This window comes from Micromonospora sp. D75, from assembly GCF_018070405.1.
In the GTDB taxonomy this organism is placed as follows: Bacteria; Actinomycetota; Actinomycetes; order Mycobacteriales; family Micromonosporaceae; genus Micromonospora; species Micromonospora chalcea.
The window spans coordinates 24,147-48,154 of sequence record NZ_JAGPXV010000001.1; the positions used below are offsets into that span (position 1 = coordinate 24,147).

The window sequence follows — 24,008 nt, forward strand, 5'->3', positions numbered from 1 at the left end:
CTATAGCCGTGCTGTCGGACGGAGTCGTCGAGGACATCGTCGGAGCGCGCGTCCTCGCCGGCATCCAGATGGTCAACGTCTCGCGGCTGTCGACTCACCCGGTGCCGATCACCGCCCGTGGGCTGATCACCGTGGCGGGGCAGGGGCCCTCGGACTCCAACGGTGCCGGCAAGTCGTCGTTCATCGCCGGGCTGAGCCTGCTGCATGCCGATGAGCAGTGGCGGCTGCAGTCAGGGGCGCAGGCAGCGGCCGAGTTGCTGTTCACCGCCGAGCTCGCCGGTCAGGAGGCGATGCACGCCAACGCCGATCGCGGCTACCTGATCGGCGTGTTCGTGCCGCCGCAGGCCGCCACCATGGAGGAACTCAACGCGTCCGCGCTGACAGTGTGGCTGCGGATCAACCGGCAGAGCCCGCATGTGGAGCTGCGGTGGGCCCATCGGCTGCACGTGCCGTTCGGTGACACGGAGGACAAGCGGGCCGGCGGCGCCGACGGGTTGTGGGACGCTCTGCCGCGCAGCAACGGCCGCACCGACATCCGCGCCAACCGGCTCGCCCGCACCCTGTACGGCTCGACGGTCAGGTGCGTGTCCTTCCTGTCGACCTCGGTACGGGCGAGCCCGACCGCGAACCTGCTCGCCCAGCCGCTCAACGAACTGACCCCGGAGCGGATCTTCGAGGCCATCGGTGCGCTGACCGGCCTGACCGCCGAAATCGAACAGGAGCAGAAGTCCCGGGCCGAGGAGTATGAGCAGGCCGGGAAAGCCGAGCGTGCCGAGGCCGAGTATGAGCTGTGGGACGGTCGGATGAAGGTCGTCGAGGATGGCATTGCCTCGCGGGAGCGGGCGCGGACGTTGCTGGCCGAGGCACGTGACAGCTGGCGAGGTCGTTGTGCCCGGTATCTGGTCGACGGCTTCCACGAATCCGAGCGGATCGCCGTGGACATCGAGGCGAAGGATCGCCGGCGCAAGGAACTGGATGCGCAGATCGAGACGGCCGGCGGGGAGGTGGATCGGCTGTCCGACGACAAGGCGTTCGACGAGAGCTGCCGCACCCGGATCAAGGCCTACGAGGATCTCAAGGCCGCCGAGACCGCGCTGCAGGACGAGCAGAACCAGAACGTCGGCTCGATCGAAACCCTCAGCGGACAGCTACGGGGTCTTCGAACCGACGCGGCCTCAGCCGATGGGCGCACCGTCGAACAGGCCGAGGAGGAGATCTCCGAGGCCGAAAAGTTGAGCCAGGCTGCGGAGCGGGTCAAAGGCCGAACCGAGCACGCACTGCGGGTCGCCAAGGCGGCGCTGTCGGCGGCCGAGAGGGGCGAGGATGTCGCGGTCGCCCAGGTCCGGCTACTACGGGCGAACGGCATCACCGCGGCGCCGCTGGTCGACACGATCTCCTTGACCGAGCAGCAGCGGCCTGCGTGGGAAGCTCGGCTGCTGCCCTATCGGCATGCCGTCGCCGTCGCCCATCACCAAGTTGGGGATGCCGTCCTGCTGCTGGCCGCGCTGCCAGGCAGTCTGCTGGTCGAAGCAGACCCGAGCGATCACATGCCCGGGACGGGCCTGCCTGCCGCTGCGGACCCCAACCTACCGGTGGCCCGGTTCCTTGCGGCGTTGGCAGAGCGAGCCGGTGCTGACGGACACATCGATCCCGTGGCCGAGCGAGGCTCCCCGACGCCCGGACGGGCTTCTCAGCGACGGCGACTGGAGCTGGGTCGTTCGCAGCGAGCACAGCTGGGCCGGTGTCAACAGCAGGTTCGGCGCCGACGCGCTGCGTATCGTGCTGGAGCTCGCCGCAGCTGGCTGTGTGACGATCGGCTACACCCTAAATGGCAACGCCCTGGCCCAGCCGCCACGTCGGGTGTACCCGCACCCCGACCTCACTGCAGCCGAACAGCAACGCCGAAGCCGCCGTCGCGATGACACCAGCACCCTTCGCGCCAGGGCGGAGCAGATCGCGTCGGAGATCGCCGACGACTGGCCGGACGCCAGCCGGGCACTACGCAGCACCGAACACCCCGATCGGCTGCTGTGGGCGCTGCGCGCAGTCGCCGACCTGGCCGAGGGCCGAACTCACGATTCCCTCCGCGCATTCGTGCAGAGTCACGCCAATGACACGAAAGCCCGCGACGATGTACATCACCTGCTCGCCGCGATGGGCTTCGACCACGAGACACTCATCGCACTCGGCGTGGCCCGCAGCCCGTACATCGGGCTCGGCGGCCCGATCCTGCTGCACCCGACCAACGGCTCCGTACTCGACCTGTCGGCGATGCCCGGGCCCCATGACATCCGGCTGAGCCCCCACATGCTGCCGCGGCTGACCGTCACCGGGCCGGGCGATGTCCTGCTGGTCGTGGAAAACCGGCAGGCGGCCGAACCAGTCTGTGACACCCGGGCCGACCTGCCGGTCGTCTGGTGCCACGGCCAGCCGCCCGAAGCCGTCGTGTCGATGATCGTCCAGGCGGCGGAGCAAACCTCAGCGGTCGTCATTTGCGCGGACGCCGACCTCGGCGGCGTCCGCATCACCGCCCGCCTTCACGACAGGCTGCCGCCAGACACCACCATCCGCGTCGTGGACGTCGGTACCGTGCCGCACGACGAAGGCCGGCCCTTCAACACCCACAGCCGCAGCCATCTGCAGCAGCTCGCACAACGCCCCGATCAGGTCGGCGCCTTCGCGCAACGCTGCCTGCACCGGGGCTACGCGATCGAGCAGGAAGCCACTGCAAGGGCCGCCCTTCAGGCTGTCTTGAATAGCCACCCACCTGCGTAAACTACCCGACCAGATATGCCTCCGCGTCCGCCGCAGAGTGGAGAGGCGAACTCCACCGAAGCAGAGCCGCGGGACGTTTCGGAGCGCCGCCCGGCGGTCGCCGCCCGCCCTGGGCCGGGTAGCGGCAGCAAGCCACCGAGGACCAGAAACACTCACCAACAGTTGGCATGATGGGCTCGTGACCGAGCCGGTGTTTCGATTTCACCCTGATCCCTTGGCCACGGGCTCGGCGGTGCGGACGCAACATCTTTGACATGCCTGCCGAGTTCAGCGACGCGGTGGGCCGCCGCGGTGGGGACCGGACGAAGGACCGTGAAATCCGGTGGGGGCGCTCCTCCCTTGCGCGTGGCGAAGGGCTGCGATGCCAGTACGGCGCGCCAGCCATACCGGACCGATGGCCTCGCCGGTTAAAGGGTCCCCACCCGGCGGGCATACCGTGGATGACATGCACCGCCCAGATCTCGGCTGTCAGGTCCGATGAACTCGCCGCCCGCCTTTCACACACCGACAAGACCGGTCAGCGACTCAGGATTCCGGGCAAGGTTGGCGCGGACGGCGGGCGAAACGAAGCCGCTCCGGGCCTTCACCCGAGACAGCCCTGCGCAGAACTCAGCCGGGGAACCGGCGTAGGGCCCGACTGCAGTGCCAGGTACGCCTGGAAGCACACCGGCGAGGCTGCGGCAGCGGGGGCGCTCAGCCGCTGCGCATCCCGGATGATGTCGTACTCGGCTGCCAGGATGCGGGCGTGGTTGCCAAACCCAGGGAGACGGTGGCGAGCGCTCATCCGGAACTCCTGCCAGAGTTGCTTGAGGTCGAGGGCTGGACTAGGGCTTTGGGCGACCTACCCCGGGGCTCGAACCGCAAGGCCCGGTGGAGGTGCGCGACCTGTGGGCTTGAGTGGTGGCAGGCCGCCGCGGTGCGGGTGCGAGCGGCAGCCGGCTGTAAGACTTGCCGGAGCCGTCTGCGACGAAAGGCCGAGACGCCGGAGCCGGGCCGTAGCCTGGCGGAAGTCATGCCGGAGCTGGCCGAGGAGTGGCTGGAATGCCTGACCTACCCCACTGCCACACCGGGGACGATTAGCGCCCAGTCCTCGGCCGAGGTGCGATGGCGCTGCTCCGCCTGCGGCCACTCCTGGGTAGCGCCGATCTCGCGGCGGACCGGGTCTGGGGGAGGCGGTTGCAAGCCGTGCGCGAGCAAGCGCCGGTCCGCCGCCAACTCACGGCGGGTGGCCAACCGGGTCCGCGATGCGTGCCCGGAGGTCGTCGAGTTTTTCCTGCGCTGGGAGGATCCAGCCGAGCAGGCACCCGTGGCCGAGGTGAGTGTTCGCTCCGACAAGGTGGCCTGGTGGCGCTGCACTTGCGGCAACACCTGGCATACGAGAGTCCGGCTCCGAGTCGCCGGAAGCGTCTGCCCACGATGCCGCGCCGCGAAACGTCGGCCGTCAACCACAGCGCCACTGCGCACTACCCACCCCACGGTCGCCGCGATGTTCGTCGGCAACCTCACCAATCCGCACCGTACCCCCGACTCCATGCCGAAATCCGCGACCGACCGGTGCCGATGGCGGTGCAGCGCCTGTAAACATGAGTGGGAGCAGACCGTATTGAACGTGGTCGGCGCCGGTCGGCCCTGCCCTCGATGCGCCAAGTTGATGGGCGGCGCGCCGCAGCCTGGCCGATCGCTCGCTGACCTGTACCCAGAAATCGCGGCCCAGTTCGTCGCCAACCAGCGTCGTCCCGAGCGGGGACCCGCCCTCCTCCGTCCGAACTCAGTTGACCGATGCTTATGGCGCTGCGACGACTGTGCGCACGAGTGGGTCTCTACCGTGACGAACCGAACCGCCGGCCGCGGCTGCCCGCCCTGCGGGCGCCGACGGGCGCGTGAGCTGCAGCGCGACCCCGGCGAAGCGGCTCCATTCAGCAGGACGCATCCGGAGCAGACCGCCACATTCGTCGCCAGCAAGTGCCATCCTGGCCGGGATCCGCAGAGCTTCACTGCGGGGACCAGCGACATCTGCGTCTGGCGCTGCCCAGAGTGTTCTCGGCACTTCGAACGCTCGGTCGCCACTCACGCGACCCGCCTGCTCTGTGCCGCCTGCGCGTACCTGGCTCGTGGCGTCGCCAGCCGTGTCGCCCCCGAAAAGAAGTCACTGGCCACGCTGATGCCGGAGGTCGCCTCGTCCTTCGTGGCGAACATCTCCTGGCCCGGGCATGGACCGGCGACGCTGTACCCACGCGCCGGCGCCCTCTGCTCCTGGCGCTGCCGATGCGGTGCACTCTTCGAGGCGCACGTACGCGATCGCGCGAAATCACCGGACTACGGCTGCGGCCGGTGCCGCCGCCGAGGCCGTAGCCTCCTCGAACTGGAGCTCGCCCACCTGCTGGCGGCCGCGACCGGCGACGAAGTGGAAGTCGACGTTCGCCTCGACGGCGGCCGTCGCTCGGCGGAGCGGCTTGACCTCTTTCTGCCCTCGGCCGAGATCTACATCGACCTCGACCCGGCCCAGTGGCACTCCGACAAAACCGCTCACGCCCGGGATCTGCGCAAATCGGAGGTGATGGCCAAGCTGGGCGTGCGCTATGTGCGGGTCCGGCAGCCCGGCACGCCGCCGGTTCCGGGGGAGACCGTGGTGGCGGGCACCAAGGATGCGACGGAGTGGTACCTGGTCCTCGCGGAGTGGCTGCGGTCGCAGTCCATGCCGTGCCCGCCCCTGTCCGCGGGCCGGATCGCCGCATGCCTCGCTGCGGCGCGCGAGGAGTGGAAGGCGTTCCAGAACACACCACCCGGCGATAGCCTGGCGTTCTTGTTCCCCGAGCTGGCGGGCGAACTGGTGGAGAACCTAACGCGTCCGGAGATGGGCGCGCAGTGGCTCGTTCCGGGCTCCGCAGACCGGTGCGTCTGGCAGTGCGGAACCTGCCGACACGTATGGCGCACCCGAGTAGTTAGCCGGGCCCAGCGCAAAACCGGCTGCCCGTCGTGCTCCCGGCGGGAACGCTCCTACCAAGCTCGTCTGAGTCGACCCGGGCTCCGGGTTCGCGACGTGGCTCCCGAGTTGCTCAGCCAGGCCGTGCGCATCCTTGACGTCGATAAGGCCCGGGACATCGAGCTGCTCGATCTGGCTCGCGGGTCGTCCATCCGGGTGCTCTGGCGATGCCCGGACTGTGCGAACGAGTGGGTGGCCCCGGTCGTCAACCGTACATCTGGGCGTGGTTGCCAACCGTGCGGCATTCGCCGGCGTAGCGCGGCCCGCCGGCAGCCTCCACCCGGTGGATCCCTGGCCGATCTGCATCCCGAGGTCGCGGGCACTTTCCTGGAGAACCTGGACAACCCTGGCCGTGGGCCTGACCGGCTGCGTCCGGGATCCCACAACCGCTGCCGGTGGCACTGCCCCTGCTGTGGGTCGAAGGAGTGGGAGACGACGGTCTCAGCCCGAATCAAGCGGCAGGGCTGCGGAGGGTGCCGTGGCCTGAGGGTCGGCAGGCCGAGCGTCATCGCCAGCAAGAAGGGGCCGCAGTTCGACGCGCTCCTACTGTTTTGAGGGCGCCGGCCGCCCAGTACCGCTCCTTGGACGGTAGGCAGAATGCGGGCGGTCTGTAGCCCCCTCTATCGCTCAGCCGTTCGCAGACGGCTCTTGCTAGATGCCTCGTGGTGGCCCAAGTGCTCGGAGTGCTGCCACGAGGTCTAGCGGCACGGTGAAATGGGTCGCCTGAACCCCGTGGTCGTAGCCCGTCTGGAACGGGTACTCCACTTCCTCGGGAAGGCGACCTTGCTCCATGAGAGACGCTGTGATCCTATTGGTGGGACGTGTTAGTCCGCGGAGTGTCCGATCCGGTGGAAAATTGGCGATCGTGTACACCTGATCCCGCTCCAGCCGACCGTGCCGGCGTGCCGCGGCACGGATCAGAGCGGCTTGCGTCGGGTAGGAGCCGTCGAGCACGGTCATCAGGCTCTTGGCTGTCGGTACCGACCAGCCTCGAATGTCGCGAGGCCTTCGCTCAGCCTGATCTTCAATCACGATCCGTGGCTCGGGACGTCTGCGCTGTCGAGGCCGAGCAGGCAGGCTGCGCCGCAGGAACGACGTATCCGCTGCGTCAGTTCCCGCGTCGCCTTCAACCTGCTCCTCCTCCGAGGGAAGTCGGGGAGGTGTTCTCACCGGCTGATACCGCAACTGAACCAAGCGGTCTTCCAAGAAGAGGCTGATCGTCGGCAACAAGGTTCGCTTTGCGTCGGCCGCACGTCGCCGTTCCTGTTCGGGCACGGACAACAACCAGGCCTCGAGGGCGCCGGGGAGGCCGAACGATAGCCGGAAAGCTTCAGGATCTTCCGTGGGGGTAATGATCCAATCCCCACGAGCCCCTTCTCGCCCGAAACGAATGTCGACTGGGACGTAAGCGCCGTGCGCTGCGATGAAAGCCTCGAAGTCCTCCATGCTATCGGGATGCATGGCCAGGATGAACGGCGCCGCGGGGAAGCCCAGGATGAGCCCTTCGCCACTAGCCGAGTCCTGTAGCTCCGCAGTCACCCGGGCCGCCCAGGACGTTAAGATATCCGCAGGCAGGCCGCCGTGCGTACCTTCAGAGGAAACTTCAGTCGCAGTGATTTCGGCGCCAGCGTTGCTAAATGCATGTCGAAGTGCCAGCCGTACTTGCCGGACAGGAAAAGTCGCCAGATTTGCGTCCGCTGCTTCGGCTAGGACCAGCGTCGCGGCCCTTTCTACCGTCTCAATGAGGGGTTCGAACGCCGGGCCCGATAGGTCGACAAGTGAGATCTGTTGAGCGAGCGCGTAGCTTTGTGCTTCCTTCTTGAAGCCAGCCGCCGAGAACAACGCGTAGCGGTACTGATACCGGCGTAACGGTTGCCGGTACGTCGTCGATAGCGCCGTCGAGTACTGCTGGTTCACGTCATCGATGACGCCGTGTGCGTTGCGCACCTCCGCTAGGCCGACTTTCGATCCGCGATTCTTCGCCTCGACGAAAAGCCGAATAGGTAGGGAGAACGGTGTCGGCATTAGCAGATCGCCCAAGACGTCAGCCTGGTGATCAGCGCCTCGGCCGCGAACGAGCAGACCGTGTCCCGCTTGACGCAGGGCTTGTTCATCAGCGTCCGAGTCCTGCAGGAGTCGGTATCCGTTTGAGCTAAGTAGGAAGGCGATCGCCTCTTCGAGAAGATACCCGGCCAGAGCATCGGCGGAGATCAGTGCCATGGTCTGATCCTCGCATGTGGAGGTCGATGCGGGGCGCCCGGCTACGTGCGCAGGCGAATGGCGGCGGAGGGGTGTCGTGATCCCTGCCCCTGATCTCACGGAGGCGCGCATGGCATGCGGGAGCGGGACCTTGCCCCACCCGGCCTTGGTGTTGGATGAGCCATTTCCAGCCTGATCTTGCAGGTCAGCCCGGGTCGGCAAGGGGTGCTGATCGATGAGGGCGAGGCTCCAGGTAGGACAGCAAATCGACCAAAACCCGATGCCCCGACCGGGAGCCTCGCCATGCTGTCCTACCCTGCCAGGATCCCGTTGTCCAACCGGACCCTGAACCACCTCGCCGAGCGAATCCGCGGCCACCGCCAGCAGCGCAAATCCCGGTGGAGGCGCCTGAACCCGGGCCGGCAGGCACTACTCGCCCTGGCCCACCTGCGCAACGGCGACACCTACACCCGCCTCGCCGCCGGCTTCGAGATCGGCGTCGCGACCGCCTGGCGCTATGTTCAAGAAGCAATCGCCCTGCTCAGCGCTGCCGCCGAGGACCTGGACACCGCCATGCGGCGCATCCGACAACTGGCCTACACGATCCTGGACGGCACGCTGATCCCGATCGACCGGGTCGCCGACCAGAAGCCGTACTACTCCGGCAAGCACAAACGTCACGGCGTGAACGTGCAGGTCATCGCGGATGCGGCCGGGCGTCTCGTCTGGGCATCGGCCGCGCTGCCCGGTTCAACGCATGACCTGACCGCCGCCCGCACCCACGGCATCATCGAAGCCTTGACCAGCGCCGATGTGATGACCTTCGCGGACAAGGGCTACCAGGGCGCCCGCGGCAGCCTGCGCATCCCGTTCAAGCGGCGCCGCTTCCGGCCGAAGCTGTCACGCCGGCAGAAGACGGTCAACCGGGCGCACGCGAAGATCCGCGCCCGCGGTGAGCGCGCGATCGCCACGCTCAAGACCTGGAAGATCCTGGCCAAGCTTCGCTGCTGCCCGCGCCGCGCTACCGCGATCGTGCAGGCCACCCTCGTCTTGCACCACGTCGAAGCCGCCCGCTACGCAGGATGAAAGAGGCTCATCGATTGTCCGGATAGGACGAAGCTCCCGGTAGGACAGCAGTCGACCAAGACGCACTGCCCAGCACGGGAGCTTCGTTGCTGACCTATCCTGCCAGCATCCCGCTGTCCACGCGCAGCCTGACCCGCCTGACCGAGATGATCCGCGACCGCCGACGTGCGCTCGGCGGCCGCTGGCGGAGGCTGCCTGCGCAGCAGCAGGCGCTGATGGCCCTGGCCCATCTGCGCAACGGCGACACCCTCACCCGCCTCGCGGCCGGCTTCGAGGTGTCGGTGGCTACCGTGTGGCGGTACCTACGCGAGGCCGTCGACCTGCTCGCCGCCTGCGCCGACGACCTCACCGCCGCCATGCGTCGGGCTGCCCGGTTGGCGTACGCGATCCTCGACGGCACGCTGATTCCCATCGACCGGGTCGCTGACCAGCGGCCCTACTACTCCGGTAAGCACAAGCGCCACGGGGTGAACGTGCAGGTCCTGGCCGATCCGGCCGGGCGGTTGGTCTGGGCGTCGGCCGCGCTGCCCGGCGCGGTCCACGACCTCACCGCCGCCCGCGCCCACGGACTGATCGACGCGCTGACCAGCACAAACGTGCTGACCTTCGCAGACAAGGGCTATCAGGGAGCCGGCGGAAGCGTGCGCACGCCGTTCAAGCGCCACCGCTACCGACCGAAGCTGTCCCGCCGCCAGCGGGCCGTCAACCGTGGTCATGCCCGGCTCCGCGCCCGCGGCGAACGAGCCATCGCCACGCTGAAGACCTGGAAGATCCTGGCCAAGCTGCGTTGCTGTCCCCGCCGCGCTACGGCGATCGTGCAGGCCATCCTCGTCCTGCACCGCGTCGAGACCAGCCGCTACTCAGGATGAAAACGGCTCGATGATCAACCGCGCTTCGTGCAACAGCACCCGTCCATCAAACCGGCGTCATTACGATGAAGACTCGTCGGATCCTGGTGGCGCTCGTGCTGACAGCGGCTGCGGCAATCCTGCCCCAGGCCACCACCCACACCCCGATGACCACGGCCATTGTCCGCTTGTCTCCTATGGGAGAAGCCTAACTATCGTTAAGCCGGTGTCCTAGGACGCCCTAGTGCGTGCGTCACTCATCTCCAGCCTGCGCCGCAGTACCAGATTGGCCCGGTTGAGAGCCCCGGGGCCAACCAATCTAGGTAGGTTTCTGTCAGCCGAGCGGAATGGTGCCGACAAGGTGCAACCCGTGATGGGCATCGGTTCGTGTCGATCCTCCGACACCAACCCCCACGGCGCGACTGCCAGTGATGCGATGAGCCGGTGCGTCCTTCGGTGCGCGTGCAACTCCGTAGTGGTGGGGAGTGCTGTTCAGGCGTGGGCGGCTTCCCCACGAGGGCTGCCTCCGTGATTACCTCACAGTTACGGTAGCCAGTACATGCTTCCTTCGCGCTGTCGAGCCGAGCCACCCGCGTCTGGGGCCTCGGGCTCCGCGAGAACCTTGTCGAAGGCGTTGGGTACGGGATTTCATTCTCAACGGCCTGGGGTAGCGCCGACTGTCAACTGCGCAGGGTCACCGACCACGCACGGATACCGTCGTACGAGAAACCGAGCACCGCGTGTACCCGCGCGTTCTCGTGCCGGCCCCGGAGCACCCCAGCCCGTGCGGGGACGAAGAAGGCCTCCAGGTCCGTGTCGTCGAGGCGCAGGCTGCCGGCCTGGGGCGATCTAATTGTCGACACCTTGGCCGGCATGACACGCAGGGTGGCGGGGATCTCGTCGCTGCGCTCCCGGTTCCAGGTCGACGGCACCTCTGAGTAATGGACCAGCTGGCTGAGTCCGTCGCCCTTACCCAGCCATTCGTAGCTGAATTTGCGGTTGCCGAACGACAGGGACAAATCTCGGCACCGGTCGATCTTCCGCTGGGCCTCCCGCGACTGGCTCCTCCGCCCGTTGATCACTTGGAGGACCGCGATGATGTAGTCGTACAGATACGCCTCGCGGGAAACCCGCTGCACAGCCCAGTTCGACACCAGCTCGCTGGCCCGGTCCAGGGTGGTGGCACCGCTGCGGGCGGCCCGCAACCAGTCCCGCAGGCTCGTCTCGTCGGACGGATCGTCGCGGAGGTTCTCCTCGAGCAGGGTCAGCACACGTCGTCGGTCGTCGCGGTCCAGGTTCTTCCAGTCGCCGGCTCGGCGGACGTAGACGCGGGCCAGTCGGCGCCGAATCGGCGACTTGAGCACGTCTGGTCGGTCGAGCAGGTTGCGCCATCCCTGGAGGAGGGCGGCGTAGTCGTCGTACAGCTGCTGGAGTTGGACGTAGACGGTTTGAGCTCGGGCGGACATGGGATCGGGGCCCCGGATCTCCTGTACGGAGTCCATCGCTCTTTCGGCCCGCTCCACCAGCCCGCGGTAGACCGACGAACCGGGCCGGGAGAGGAACTCACTGAAGGTGGCGCTGCGGGCGCGATCGCGGGCCATGTCGATCGCCGTGACGGCCACGGAGACGGTCGCGACGTGCGGGTATTCGGACTTGTCGTCGAGTTTCGCGGCAGCGTCGAAGTCGCTGAGCGCGAGCTCCGTCAGCCGGAGGAGCTCGGCCTCGTCCTTCTTCTTTGCCTGGTCCCGCAGGCACCGGGTATAGATCATTCCTCGAATGTGGAAGAGGACCGTGTCGGCGTCGTTGATGTCGAGCGCCCGTTTCGCCGCCTGCAGGGCCCCGTCGGAGTCGCCGGCGTAGCTCAGCAGACGGCCGTAGTGCGCCCAGTAGTGGGCCTCGTCGGGGAAATGCTCGGCCAGTTGGCGCATCACCTCGAGGCGACCCTCCTGGGAGGGGATGTCCTCGAGGAACTCTGAGAACGAACGCTGTCGCTCACCACCGAGGAGTTCCCTGTTTTCGCGGTTGATGAACAGCCGGTCCAAGAGATCGCGGATGTCGTCGGGTGGCTCCTCCCCGAAGACGCTGCTCGCCTGTTCGATGACGTTCGACGCTACACTCGACAAGGACAGACGCCAGGCCTCCGCCGCGGCGCCCGGCGGTGTGAGCAGCTGCCGGAGCGACTCCTCGGCGATCAACCAGTGGACGGTGCGCCAATATCCTGGCGTCTCCTCCGCGAGCAAGCTCTGCGCCGGATGACTGAGGTGCTGTTCCAGGATGACGGCCTGATCGTCGTCGGCCTCCAGGATGTCCGCGAACAGGTCCGACGCCACGCTGATGCCGGCATAGCGATGGGCTACGGCGATGAGGACGAACACCGCGCGTTCGGTGTCCGAGACCCCGGCCAGTGAGCGCCGGACGTGCTCGACGAGCCCGTGGAAATTCTTCTCGAAAGCCACCAGGCCCAGGTAGAAGGGAACGGCCGTCTTGAGGCCGGGCTGGATCGCCTGCAAATCGTGGGCGCGCTGGGGTGCATATCCGACATACCGGCTCACCAGGCTCGAGAGCTCGGCACGGGTGGCGGCTGGGCCCAGGTAGAAGCTTCTGGGTCCGGCTTCCCGCGGCTTTTCGAACCGTCGGCCAACCACGACGACGACCGCCGGGACCGAGTCTCCGCGCAGCCGGTTGTAGACGCCTTCCGTGACGGCATCGGTCGTGTTCTCGAGGACGACTAGCACCGGCAGTCCGCTCAGCTGACTGAGGCGGCTGACTCGTTCGGCGAGTCCGTAGTCATCGTGGGTGCCGGTGCAATAGATGGTCGGGAACTCGCTGTGCAGGTCCCAGGCGAGTCGACGGCCCAGGGTAGTTCCGCCGGCGCCGGGGTAATGCATGAGCGCGATTCGGCGCGTGTCCCGGCCGGAGAGGTCAATGCGGACCGCCTGCTCGAGGTCGTCGGCGATTCCCGGCCGTACGTCCAGCCCTAGGCTGAGCTCGAACCACGTCACCGGGCGGCCCTGTAGGAAGCCCCCGCCGGTGTTCTCGGTGTTGCCGGCCGTGGTGCCCGACGACGAGTCGAGCAGGTCGGCGAACTCGCGGAACCACTGGGCGTCCTCGGCGTCGAGAACTACCGGCCCGTCCAGGCCGGGAATCGTCGAGGGGGGGACGTCACGGTCCTCAAGGGCGGGAAGATTGTCGAGTAGTTTTCCAGGCTCGATCGCGATGTGCTCGTCGACGTAGTCGTCGATGTCGCTGGGTGTCGCGCTGACCAGGACCGTGGTCGATCGATCGCCGAACCGATCGTCGAAGGCCTGCACGATGTCGCCCACGCGCTTGTCTGGGTCCCCCAGAACCACCAGGGCGATCGGCCGGGAGCTGAACCGGGCGAGCCCGCTGACCGACTCGGTGATCAAGGGCCGGTTGTGCCGGCGCCATAGGCGATGGTTCGTCCCGCCCGTGGTGTTCATCGCCTCGGCATATTCGCCGAAGACGAGCCACGTGGTCGATCCGTGTCGGAACTCGGGATTCTGCTCGCTGGTCACGAGGCGGTGCAGTCTGTTGCCTTGCTGCCGCGCCGACGCCAGCGGCCCGGTGGTGTCGATGTCCGGGTCGAAGGACATGACGGCGGTCCAGGGCAGTTCCCCTATCCGCGGGCTGCTGACTCCGGGAGCGAGGAGAGCGATCACCGAACGCTTGTCGTTGAGGATGCCCGAAGTCCCGAGCAGCCGGTCGATCCCCTTGTGTACCTCCTCGTCGAGTTGAGGGCCGCACACCGGAACCGTTCCCGGGTCTGGCGGGAACTCGACGGTTCCCTGTCGGCGGAGGTATTGGCCGAGGGCCCGGCAGCCGAGCTCGAAGTACCAGAGGCGTAGCGTCTCGGTCGCCTTGACTCGGCCGACACCCTGCAGAGCCGCGCCCACCAGAGCGAGCTGGAGCTGGTCGTCCCAGTCGTCGTCCATGCCGGGCGCCGCGCCGATCTGCCATTCCTTTGCGGCTTGGCGGATCCCACGCACAGCGTCCCGCGGCGACTTGAGGTCGGACGACACCCCGTCGGCGTCGTTCAGAAGGATGTCGAAGAGCTCTTCGCGCCGGGCGGGTGTGTCGTCGAGGTATTCGGTGACGACGGCCAGTGCCAGATACAGGAGGTCCTTGGCCAGCGAGGCCGAGGCCTCGTAGCTCGACAGGTCGATCAGGCGGAAACCCTCGGGCGATGGGTTTGGGCTCACGTGAAGCAGTAGGTTACCCGGGTGAAGGTCGCCGTGGGCTCGTCCGAAGAGCCCGAAGAACGGGGCATCACTCGGCCAGAGGGCTGGGTCCTCGATCCAGGACAGAGCGTTCGGCACCGCGGTTGCGAGGTGGGTGGGAAAGCGGATCCACGGCGCAGCCTCTAGCTTGCGGGCCTGGTTGAATCGGGTCAGCGGACCCTTCTTGTCGGCCTTCGTCCCGAGGTCCGAGCGAAGAACCTCGTACGGCGTCGTCTTGCGGACCTCGGGTGCGGGATTCCACCCTTTGAGTAGCCGCGAGACGATGTGCCCGGTCATGTCGGCCAGACGGCTATCGCGGATGATGCTCGACAGAGGCGCGACCCGGCGCAGCGAGTCGCCAGCGACAGCTTGGAACAGGACCCGCCACTTGGTGTTGCTCTCGACGGTTTCGAAGGGCTGTTGCACCAGGTGCCGCTCGGCGAATTCCGGCGGGGAGTCGGCGAGCGCTTGGGTGTGCAGCCGCGGCTCCCGTGACGTCGTTCGTTCGGGCGGGCAAGCCTTGAGGACTACCTTGGCCGGCCCGCCTGGGCCGGTGACGACGACGACCGCCACGGGAGCGGCCGTGTTGCCTCCGGTCAGCCACCGCTCGTACTGGATGACGTTGCCGGTCTCTGCCTGCCACTGATCGAGGGCGTCCACGACGGACTTTTCGAGGCCGACTGCGAGGTTGGCGTCAAGGGTGGACCCGCTCATGCGACCACCCTAGTGCTAGCGGGGAACAGCCGGGGCCTGCCGACGCAGGAGGGGACGTTCGAGGGAGAGGGTGCACCTGGACGTCGCATCGACTGAACCGCGCGGATCGATGTAGACTGTTCTACCGGGCGGGGCTCTTCGGCGGGGTCCTTTAGCGGGCCTGGTCCCCGCTGATCGAGGCGTCGTCCAACGTGGCCTTCTAGGTTCGACGTTCTCCCGACGTAGCTGGCGCAAGTCCTGCACCTCTGAGTGGTCGGCCGGTCGTCGCGCTGACCCGGTCGGCCCCGTCCTGGCGGGTCCAGTGGATCACCGGCCTCGGGTCCGACTCCCGATACAAGCGCACCGCACGTTCACGCAGCTCATCGGGGTACCGTCGAAAGCCTCCGAGCTACCGGGGAACCTCAGAGCAAGAAGGACCAGGACGCCCACCGCAAGGCCAAAGGCACCCGCAGCGGACGCCCGCCGAAGTTCGACTGAGACCTCCACCGGATGCGACATGCCGTCGAGAACAGCATCGCCCGACTCAAGCGCCACCGCGGCGTGGCCACCCGCTACGACAAGTTGGCCGTCTGACTCCAAGCCCTCCTGACCATCACCATCATCTGCGAGTGGCATTGAACACGACAGCCTGCGCCCGATCGACACCATGCCACGCAGCGGTCCTCTTCCTGTCGGCGGCGCGTGGTCTCTCGTTCAAAGGTCGCGTGGAGCGGACCATACCGCAACCGGTTCTACGCCAACGAGACGGGAGCCGAGCGTGGGCGAACCGGGTGGGCGCGTAGGCGGGTCGACGCCGCGAGGACCAGAGCACCGGCGGGACCGTCGGCCAGCATTGCCGTATCGGCCGGGCGGACGGTGGCCAGGGGAGCCGGGGATGGGGGGGCCGACAGTACATGGCCCCCCGTTTACCCCTCGAAAACCCCTGTCTGCGGTCAACAATCAGTGACAAGAAGTGCCCGATGCCTGGTCGCGTCTAGGCAGGTCAACGCAACTTCTTGATAATCAACGACAAGTTCGTTTCGGCTACGGTGGGTAACAAGGGGTTTTGACAACCAATGACAAGTCCTGAGGGGACTCGACAAGAGGTTGTCTTGGGTTCAAGTCCCTCGTTCCCCTGAGCACTTGATGCCGAGTCGGCGCCGCGGAAGGCGTGGCGCGACGAGCTTGGCCGCAGCGCGCTGCAACGAGCGAACGTCGCAGCCCAGCTTAGATGGCTCGCCCGGAGGCAGTTCAGGTGCTGGGTCTGCTGCACGGATAGGTGACATCTGAGACGGCTTGCCCTGTGGGCGGGCTGGAAGGATGTTGCTGTGCCCAAGCCCTACCCGCGAGAGTTCCGCGATGACGTCGTGCGTGTCGCGCGTGACCGCGAGGCGGGAGTGACGGTCGAGCAGACCGCGAAGGACTGCGGTGTGCACCCGATGACGTTGTTCACGTGGCTGCGCCAGGCAGACGTCGACGCCGGCGCCGGGCCTGTAACAGAGCAGGGTCAGCGAGGATGCCAGCACCAACGGCATGCCGCCTTGCCGCGGGAGCGTGCCATCCCGGCGGTGACCCTCTCGACGGGATTGATGGTCCGGCCGTGCTTCTCCGCCTGCCGGACACCTTGCCGGTAGCCGGGACAGTCGATGTCTCGGTGGAAGGTGCGTCCACCGACGGTGACGATGCCTCCGGTGGTGTCCGGCGGCCACGAGTTCCGAAGCTGAACCGGTACGGCCCGAGCGTCCGACCTCGGTTGCGTCTGCTGACCCTTTCGCGATGGCACGGATCAATTTTCGTTGAGACACCATCTGCTGTCGACGGCATTCCGGACGAGTCCCGCTACCCAGAGTATTCGCCGGGGGCCCGATCGGCCTTCGTTGCAGTTGATCAAAGCCGTCCGCGCCGGCTCCTTACGCCCCATTGCTTGCACGCGGCGCGTTGCGTCTCCCAGAACCGTGTGCTCGCAGCTTGTGCCTCAGGGGTGACCTGCTTCCCGCAAGGGTCGGGTTTCACGTTGACCCGGAAGTAGCCGGCACCGGGAAACCCGACGCGAGGGCCCGCGACATGCACGACCAGAGCGTCCAGAGGCGGCAGATGCCGCTCCTGACGCGGTGATGGAAGGCTGCCATGAACTCTGCGACCCGATCTGACTCGCCGCTCTCGTGTAGATTCTGGGGTTTCGGCAGCCCCGCCGCCCGAAGACGCGTGAGTAGGAGATGGTCTGCCCACGGTCTTCCGCGCCGTGGCTGATCACAGAGTCGATGGCCGCGTCGACCTGCTCGGTGGTGAACTCGTGCGAAGGGCTCATGAGCGGAACGTACTGCCGCGCGTCGTGTGGCGGCAGGGTGAGCGGGGAAGTCTGCGCCGAGGAGAGGGATTGCGACGCTCAACCAGTCGCTACTGTCGCGGGCCGTGCGCCTTTGCGGATTCGACGAACGTTCGCCAGGCCGTCGCTGAGAAGGTTAGAACCGGCCCGCTCGGGCCCTTGCTGTCGCGTAGCCCGACCTTGCCCGCCAGGTCGTCCGCGATCTCCACACAGTTGCCGAATCCGTTGCTGCGAGTGCTCTTCCGCTAGGTCACCCGGGACGCGACAACCTGTCCACCCGCGCCGTCCTTTCATAGCTCGTCGATCGCCCTCTGGATCAGATCGCGCGACTCTCGAGCGCTGGCAGCCTTGGTGAGCAGGTGCTCGAAACCCGGCTGTACGCCCTGGTGCGGTAAGGAGCGGGGCCTCGCTCCTCGTGACGCCCGGCGGGCTGTTCGGGGTGTTCGCGTCCATCGACGAAAGAGGCCCTTCATGCAGGGGGTCTGTGGATCTAGCGGCCCCCACGCGTTGGCGGTGGTTAGGCATGAGCGACCCCACCATGGGGCGGGCGGAGCTCGATGCCGCGCGGTTGCTGCTAGCGCGGATGGGGATCTCGCCGTTCGACCTGGCGCGACCTGGCCCACCAGTCAAGCCAAACGCGCCTCTCTCTACCAGGCAAGCCTTGTCCTCATCGCCGCCATCATCGGGGCTTCCATGATCGATAGGACAGGCCCTGAACGCTATGAGTGCACCGGAGCCTTTGGCGATCATTCTCGCGCGGGCGCTTGCCACACTTGAGGAGCACTGACTTCACGGCCGGTGAAGAAAGATGCCAAGGGCGAGGGGAATCAGGATCTCCAACCCGAGTATCGCGGCGAGACGCCAGGGGTCGATGATCAGCGCACCGAAGAACCGCGTGATCCTGCGGCCGCGAAGCGGCGACGGCGTAGCGGAGGGCGCGCCCTGGATGAAGCGGACCAGGATCGTACGGATCTGTGACGCTGGAAGGATGATCCGTTGCCAGCCAGGCTCGAGCGGCTCGAAGGAGCCTTCGGCGCGCCGCACGTGCATGGGAGGAGCCAGCACAAGCTCCCGATCGACAAGTGCGGCATCCGCTGAGTAGGTGTCCCGAATGCCGAGGTAGGCGGTCCCGTCGGTAAGCTCCACCTGCAACTGCGTGCGGATGCTGAAGCCCGGAGACGACGCGTCCTGCTGGCCGTACAGTCGCTGCGGCAGCCGACTGAAGGTGGATACCCAGGCGCTCTCCATGTGCACGTTCCCCGCCAGTCCGGGCGCGGGCAGCAGGGCGTAGCACAGCGTGGCCAAGGTCAAGGAGACCAGCAGGAACAACGTCAGTGAACAGACGGTGAGCCACAGGTGGTCGGCGACGTACCGCGGTTCGAGCCAGAGCTGCCGGGGATCCAGCATTACGGCGGGCGCAGCCGTCCTGATTAGGCCGAGCACCAGCAGGGTCAACACCGTGACGGCTGCGCCGCCGAACAGGACACGCGCGGTTTCGACGAAGACGCTGTCGGCTCGGCCTGGCCGGGATCGCTGACGTAGCAGTTCAAGCGCGATGCCGGGAAGCACCAGCAGCAGGAAGATGGCCACACCTGCCAGTGACGTGGGCACCATGGCTGTCCGCCGTTAGTCCGTTGTAGTGGGTGCCTGACCTTCGGTGGATTGCTCGTTCCCGTCGTCGGACATGGTCGGGGGCGTCAGAAGGTCGCTGAGGCTGATGGGGTTGTCCAAGTCGTCCACGAGTCCACGTTCGGCGAGCCTGAATTCGGCCTGCTCGGGCTGCGGGTCTTCCATCGGTTGTATGTCCTTCCTGTGATGACTCGTTGGAGCGTGTCAGGGTATCGGTGGCGGTTCAATTGTCCGATCAGCCGGTTTGTATAGCCGAGCGTGGATTGTGGCCGTGGTCCCACAAGGGTCTGCTGGAGACCAACGCCGAGACAAGGGAGTCGCCGCAATGTTCGACAGAGCTCGAGGGGTGTTGACCGCCAATGCGGCGCTCAAGGCCTACCGGCGCGGCGACTACGACACCGCGCTGCGCAAGATCAAGGCGGCCGAACCGCTCTTCGCCATCGAGCCGGACGCTCGTCAGCGTGACTGTGATCTCGGTCGATTGCATCAGCTCGCCGGGCAGGTGTACATGAGGCTAGGCGATGTGGAGAAGGGACTGTGCTCGTTCGCCCGTGCAGAGGAGCATCTGGAGAAGGATCCACGTAATTTCCGGCGCTACGGGGAAGCGATGCACGACATCGCGATTTACTTCGCCGAACTGGGCATCCGTTCAGTCGCGGAGATGTACATCGAAAAGGCAGAAAAGGCCGTCGGGCATCTCCCTAGCTATGCCGATCAGATCCAACAAGTCAGGAGGGATCTGGCGGGGCAGGGCCACCGCCGGATGACCGCGGCGGTGATCGAGAGCCTCCGGCATGACCTAGAGTCAACTCGCACCGACGCCGACCGCGCCATGCATAGCTACAACCTCGGAGCCGCCCTGCTAGAAATGGATGGGGCTGACCAGCACGAGGCATTCGCCCATGTCCGCTCGGCCGTGGTCTACTACGCCAAGCGTGACCGTGAGAAGTTCCTGCAGGCGCTGAGCATCCTCACCGACTCCCGGCACCGTGGCCGCTCGTTCCCCGCATGGCTGGACTCGGCCTCCGAGCACGCGCTGCGGGTAGCACGGGAGAACGCCAGCCCCCGCAACATTGCCGACGCGGAACTCGGCCGGGCCGCCTTCCTCCTCAGTCGCGGAGACCTTCAGAATGCGCTCACGCACGCTCTCACTGCGGTCGCCCGCAACAATGAGATCAGCGCCAGAACGGACGGGTCTGCCCTGCGCCTGTTCAACAACATCGGAGGAGAGGCAGCGCGGGAAGTGGCGCTTCAGATCGCCTGTGCGCGCAACGACACAGCGCTGGCAGCCGAGCTCATGGAGAGCGCCCGTCTCCAAGTGCTCCCCACCGGCGGAGCGACTGCGGAACGATACCGCGGCATGTCGCCGGCGGGCCTGCTCACCACCCTCGGCGCTACCCGCGTCTCCCGGATGCGACCGATCGCCGTGGACGGCTTCTCCCACCTCGCGTCGTTGTATACCGAGGACGTTGCTGGAACCCCGCTGTCCTTCGAGGACTGCGTCAGGCAGGTCGGCGGTGAAGACGCCTGGTGGTGGGGTGCCTGGGGATTCAACGAGCGCATCTACTGGTGTGTGCGCGGCGGGGGCGAGGCGGCCTGCGGGTTCCTTGATGCCGCCGACGGCACCGAACTTGGCGACGCCCTCGAGACTTTGCTAAATGCCAGCCTCGTCAACGAGGATGCGACCGCCTCGGACGTGCTAAACGGTCCGCTCAGTTCCTCGTATCGCGAGGAGGAAGCACTCTCCACGCTCCTCGGGCATCACCTTATCCCACCTGTCCTGCGCGCCGAGCTGCTGCGCCGGATCGACACTGGCAACCCCTTGCAGTTGGTGCTCTGTGGCACTTTGTTCGCTGTCTTGCCGACCGCCCTCCTGGGCATCGAGACGCAGAGCTCTGATCGTTACCCCGCGCGGCTCATCGACGCCGCGGTGCCGCGGGTCGCACCACCGGCGGCCCTGATGGACTACGTCGATCGTCATCCGACGTTCCCGTTGGACGAACTGCCGCTGAGCGTCGCGTGCGTCGACCCGTGCGGCGACTTGCAGTTCGCCCGGCGTGTGCCGCCTGGTACGGAGATCGTACTCACCCATCCAGGAGCCACCCCGCAGGCCCTGGCGATCGCTCTGCGGCGACTCGGACCGTCACATCCGAGCCTGTTCTACTATTCCGGTCACGTAAGCGGGCGCGGTGACGTGGAGAGCGGCCTCGCCCTGGAGGGCAATCTGGTTACCGCCGATCTGATCTTTACCAGTTCAGGCGACGCTCCGGCCCTCCCGTTTCCGTCGCGGGTGATGCTGGCGGCGTGCGCGTCCTCAGGAGCCGGTGGCGACGGTGCGGGGGAGTGGTTCGGGTTGGCCTCCGCGATCCTGTGGGCCGGCGCGCGGCAGGTCGTTGCGACGAACTGGCGGGTCTGGGACACCCCGTTTACCAGTCGCTTCGATCTTGATCTAGCCGAAGCGCTACGCCGGCCGGAAGATGCGGCCACGGCATTGCGGGCCGTGCAGCTCAAGTGGCTCCATCGGTGGAGGTCCACACCGCAAGGCGCGAACCCAGTTGAGGCGCCGCTGCCGGTGATCTGGGCCTCCTACATTTGCATCGGCGCGCGCGGGTAGGAGCTACTGATCAGGCCGAGGTAGCGGTTAGTACTCCAGCCGCACCTGATGAAGTCGGAGTCTTCGCTGGTAGTGGGCTCTTTTGGCGCGGTACTGGTGTCGTCGTCGCCATCGTGACCATCAATGGATGTGGTCGAAGGGGCGTTAATTCAGGCGGCGTCCGGCTCACCTTCGGCACTACGCCGATCGGCCTGCCGCCGGTCATGGCTACCCTTTTCGTCCAGCTCAGGGCTGAACGCGTAGGTACCGACCGCGCGACGACCCCATGCGTTTTCCCCGGTCGGGCCCTGGGACCAGCCGATCAGCGGGGGCATGCTCCGCACACGCCTCGCGGCGTTGGGCATGCCGACCCGCGCCGCTCGTACCGCCGCCATGTTCCAACCTGCGGTCGAGCTACCCGCCGCCGTTCTCGCCCGGTGCCTCGGCATCGACATCTGCAGCGCCGTTGCGTGGCAACGAACCGCGTCCGGCGACTGGCAGTCCTACGCCGGCCGGATTACAGCAGCGTAGTAGGACCCGTCGTGTTGAGCGCCCAGCGAATCACGCTGCATGATGCTTCTCCGCTGGTCGGCGCTCTGTTCACCCTCGCTTCTCCTCGTGGGAGGTGGACTCTCGTCTCTGGCGAGCTGTTCGCCATGGGACTGGACGAGATCATGGGGACTTTACGGACTGATCACTCCTGTGGGACTCGCGTGACGACCGGAAGCAGGAAGGTCGTCCAGTCGCCTGCCGGATCGGGGACGGTCATGTCGCGCACGGAGTTCCAGCCCAGGCTCGCCGTCGCGGTTTGCGGGCGCAGGCCTCGGGCGATGCGCTCGCCAAGCGCGGGCAGTTCCAGGGCGGCGGAGTTCACCTCGCGGTCGGAGACGATGAGCTTGCACCAGTCCGTGCTCGCCGCGCCCGGCTTGATGGCGTGGCCCGGTGGCAGGACCACCGGGATCCGATGTCCCTCGGCCGCCGCCGCGACACCCATCGGCGCCACGAATCCGCCCGGGAAGAGCATGGCGTGCGAGCGGTACCGGTCCGTGAGGTTGAGCAGGACGCACCACAGCCTGCGAGGCGAGGTGTTGCGCAATCGGACGAAGACCTCCGGCGGAGCCCAGCCGTCAGCGGTGCGGCGATAGGTGAGCGAAATCGCGCCATCGTCGTTGACGGAGAGCGGAGGCTCCTCCCGTGGTGCCGACACCACGCCGGGGCGGGCGGCCACAATTTCCAGGTGCACAGCACCAGTCAGCGCTGACCAGGGGTTGGCCAGCTCCTTGATCTGCGTCCATCGTGCGACGTGCGCCATCTGCGCCACCACCAGGCGAGCGCTCCTATCGGAGTGGCCCTCGACGTCGGGGACGACCGGCGTGTCGTCGGAGCGCAGGACGCGGAGGACCTTACGCCCTTCCCGCCGCACCGCCGCAACCCGCATGCGCGGGCCAATTTTCGGGTCTTCCTGGCGTGCGGCTGTCAGGTAGGCCGACGTCCGGATCGCCTCGACCACCCGTGCGCACGCCGCCGGATCGTCCTCGACCGTGCCCCCGACCACGACCTGGGCGGCCGGCAACGGGGTACGGCTCAGGACGACCGGGTACTGCTCGGCCGGGTCGGGCTCCCAGCCCAGCGGCTCGACGGCCGACTCACCCGCCCTCACCTCGACGACCCGCAGCACCAGACCAGCGCGGCCGGCGACGGCCAAGAGCACAGGTTCTTCAAGAGCCGGGACCGGCATCCCATGACAGTGGCCGGCGTCAACCAGCCATCCGTCACCGATCCAGCGGGCCGTCATTCCCGAGGACTTGACGAGGCTGCCGCCGAGGAAGGCCTGGTCGGCCGGGCCGTCGCGGTGGGCGGGGAACAACACCGGTGTCTGTGCCCTGCGGATGCCCTCGATCCTTGATCGGGCACCGACCAGCAGTTCGCGGTAGGTGGCGTCGGCCCCGAGATGGCGCATAGCCTCCAGCAGCGCGGCCGTGAACACACCCCGAAACTCGCCGTCGATGACCTGCTCGGCGGCCAGCTGGTCGGACCGGCAGGCGGATAGAGCTACATGGGATGTGCTCGAGGAGGCCGTCAGGGCGCGCGGTTCCGGCGGACGGCGGGCCGAGGACGAGAGCGTGGTGACGGCGGGCGCCGACCGGATCGTTGCTTGGGATTCTCTGGTGCCGCTGCCCGAGTGGCAGCAGTCCAGCACGACCACGACGTGCCCATCGCGATCGGCGAGCCCGTCAAGGAGCACGGACAGCTCCTTGTCAGTCAGGTCCAGCACGTCGCCGTCTCGGCTGTCGTGGCAGACCAGCGACTGACTCATCCCCGTGGGTTCAAGGTGCCACTGCTCGGGCGCCACCGCCTGCTCCGAGCCGTGCCCACTGAACCAGAGCAGCGCGACCTCACCGCGTCCCACCTGCCCGAGGTGCGAGCGGATCGCCTCTACGATTGCGTCCTTGGTCGCCTCCCCGTTGATGAGGCGCCGTTCGTCCAGACGCGAGCCCAGCCGCTGATTGAGGAACGCGGAGACGTGCTCGACGTCGTTGACACATCCCATCAGGCGAGGGGCGCCGAGGTAGCGATCGATCCCGATGAGAAGAGCGCGTACCCGCCCGGTCGCATGCGCCGACACGGCCACGAGCGT

At 67.1% G+C, this 24,008-nt stretch carries 11 protein-coding genes and 2 pseudogenes; 8 read left to right on the forward strand and 5 right to left on the reverse strand.

Features of this window, described 5'->3' with window-relative positions:
* Nucleotides 1-8: 8 nt before the first annotated feature.
* From KBX39_RS33010 to KBX39_RS00095, 3 genes are all read left to right on the forward strand, one after another.
* Nucleotides 9-1,922 carry a hypothetical protein gene (locus KBX39_RS33010; protein WP_247659722.1) on the forward strand — a complete coding sequence of 638 codons (1,914 nt, stop codon included), beginning with the start codon at nucleotides 9-11 and terminating at the stop codon, nucleotides 1,920-1,922.
* Entirely contained in the window at nucleotides 1,807-2,775 is a 969-nt protein-coding gene (locus KBX39_RS33950) for a DUF2399 domain-containing protein (protein WP_312245063.1), read from the forward strand. Before KBX39_RS33010 ends, KBX39_RS33950 begins: the two co-directional genes overlap by 116 nt.
* Before the next feature lie 769 nt (nucleotides 2,776-3,544).
* A complete protein-coding gene (locus tag KBX39_RS00095; protein ID WP_369010101.1) occupies nucleotides 3,545-6,313 on the forward strand; it encodes a zinc-ribbon domain-containing protein in 2,769 nt (922 codons plus the stop codon).
* 96 nt (nucleotides 6,314-6,409) lie between these two features.
* Here the strand turns inward: KBX39_RS00095 and KBX39_RS00100 are convergent, their stop codons facing one another.
* Complete coding sequence (locus tag KBX39_RS00100) at nucleotides 6,410-7,978, reverse strand: restriction endonuclease (protein WP_210868586.1); 1,569 nt, start codon at nucleotides 7,976-7,978, stop codon at nucleotides 6,410-6,412.
* Between the two features lie 282 nt (nucleotides 7,979-8,260).
* On the opposite strand from KBX39_RS00100, the gene KBX39_RS00105 reads away from it, so the two are divergent.
* Entirely contained in the window at nucleotides 8,261-9,043 is a 783-nt protein-coding gene (locus tag KBX39_RS00105) for a transposase family protein (protein WP_210868588.1), read from the forward strand.
* A gap of 86 nt (nucleotides 9,044-9,129) precedes the next feature.
* A complete protein-coding gene (locus KBX39_RS00110) occupies nucleotides 9,130-9,912 on the forward strand; it encodes a transposase family protein (RefSeq protein WP_210868590.1) in 783 nt (260 codons plus the stop codon).
* A gap of 659 nt (nucleotides 9,913-10,571) precedes the next feature.
* Here the strand turns inward: KBX39_RS00110 and KBX39_RS00115 are convergent.
* Entirely contained in the window at nucleotides 10,572-14,843 is a 4,272-nt protein-coding gene (locus KBX39_RS00115) for a hypothetical protein (protein ID WP_210868591.1), read from the reverse strand.
* A 480-nt stretch (nucleotides 14,844-15,323) separates the two neighbouring features.
* On the opposite strand from KBX39_RS00115, the pseudogene KBX39_RS33020 reads away from it, so the two are divergent.
* Both KBX39_RS33020 and KBX39_RS33025 read left to right on the forward strand, forming a co-directional pair.
* A pseudogene (locus KBX39_RS33020) lies at nucleotides 15,324-15,410 on the forward strand (IS5/IS1182 family transposase); the annotation flags it as partial.
* Nucleotides 15,411-16,150: 740 nt separating this feature from the next.
* Complete coding sequence (locus KBX39_RS33025) at nucleotides 16,151-16,456, forward strand: transposase (protein ID WP_269706835.1); 306 nt, start codon at nucleotides 16,151-16,153, stop codon at nucleotides 16,454-16,456.
* A gap of 763 nt (nucleotides 16,457-17,219) precedes the next feature.
* Here KBX39_RS33025 and KBX39_RS00125 read toward each other — a convergent pair.
* Nucleotides 17,220-17,402, reverse strand: a pseudogene (locus tag KBX39_RS00125) (DUF397 domain-containing protein).
* 535 nt (nucleotides 17,403-17,937) lie between these two features.
* Nucleotides 17,938-18,762: a DUF6338 family protein gene (locus tag KBX39_RS00130; RefSeq protein WP_247659724.1), complete on the reverse strand. Its 825-nt coding sequence runs from the start codon at nucleotides 18,760-18,762 to the stop codon at nucleotides 17,938-17,940.
* 340 nt (nucleotides 18,763-19,102) lie between these two features.
* On the opposite strand from KBX39_RS00130, the gene KBX39_RS00135 reads away from it, so the two are divergent.
* On the forward strand, nucleotides 19,103-21,391 hold the full coding sequence (locus tag KBX39_RS00135) for a CHAT domain-containing protein (RefSeq protein ID WP_210868596.1): 2,289 nt from the start codon (nucleotides 19,103-19,105) through the stop codon (nucleotides 21,389-21,391).
* A 673-nt stretch (nucleotides 21,392-22,064) separates the two neighbouring features.
* On the opposite strand, the gene KBX39_RS00140 is transcribed toward KBX39_RS00135, so the two are convergent.
* Complete coding sequence (locus KBX39_RS00140; RefSeq protein WP_210868598.1) at nucleotides 22,065-23,996, reverse strand: caspase family protein; 1,932 nt, start codon at nucleotides 23,994-23,996, stop codon at nucleotides 22,065-22,067.
* Between the last annotated feature and the right edge of the window lie 12 nt (nucleotides 23,997-24,008).

What these genes read in the sequence shown, in the direction of transcription:
- KBX39_RS00100 (WP_210868586.1), bottom strand. Translation starts at nt 7,978, where the DNA reads ATGGCACTGATCTCCGCCGATGCTCTGGCCGGGTATCTTCTCGAAGAG.
- KBX39_RS00105 (WP_210868588.1), top strand. Translation starts at nt 8,261, where the DNA reads ATGCTGTCCTACCCTGCCAGGATCCCGTTGTCCAACCGGACCCTGAAC.
- KBX39_RS00115 (WP_210868591.1), bottom strand. Translation starts at nt 14,843, where the DNA reads ATGAGCGGGTCCACCCTTGACGCCAACCTCGCAGTCGGCCTCGAAAAG.
- KBX39_RS00130 (WP_247659724.1), bottom strand. Translation starts at nt 18,762, where the DNA reads ATGGTGCCCACGTCACTGGCAGGTGTGGCCATCTTCCTGCTGCTGGTG.
- KBX39_RS00135 (WP_210868596.1), top strand. Translation starts at nt 19,103, where the DNA reads ATGTTCGACAGAGCTCGAGGGGTGTTGACCGCCAATGCGGCGCTCAAG.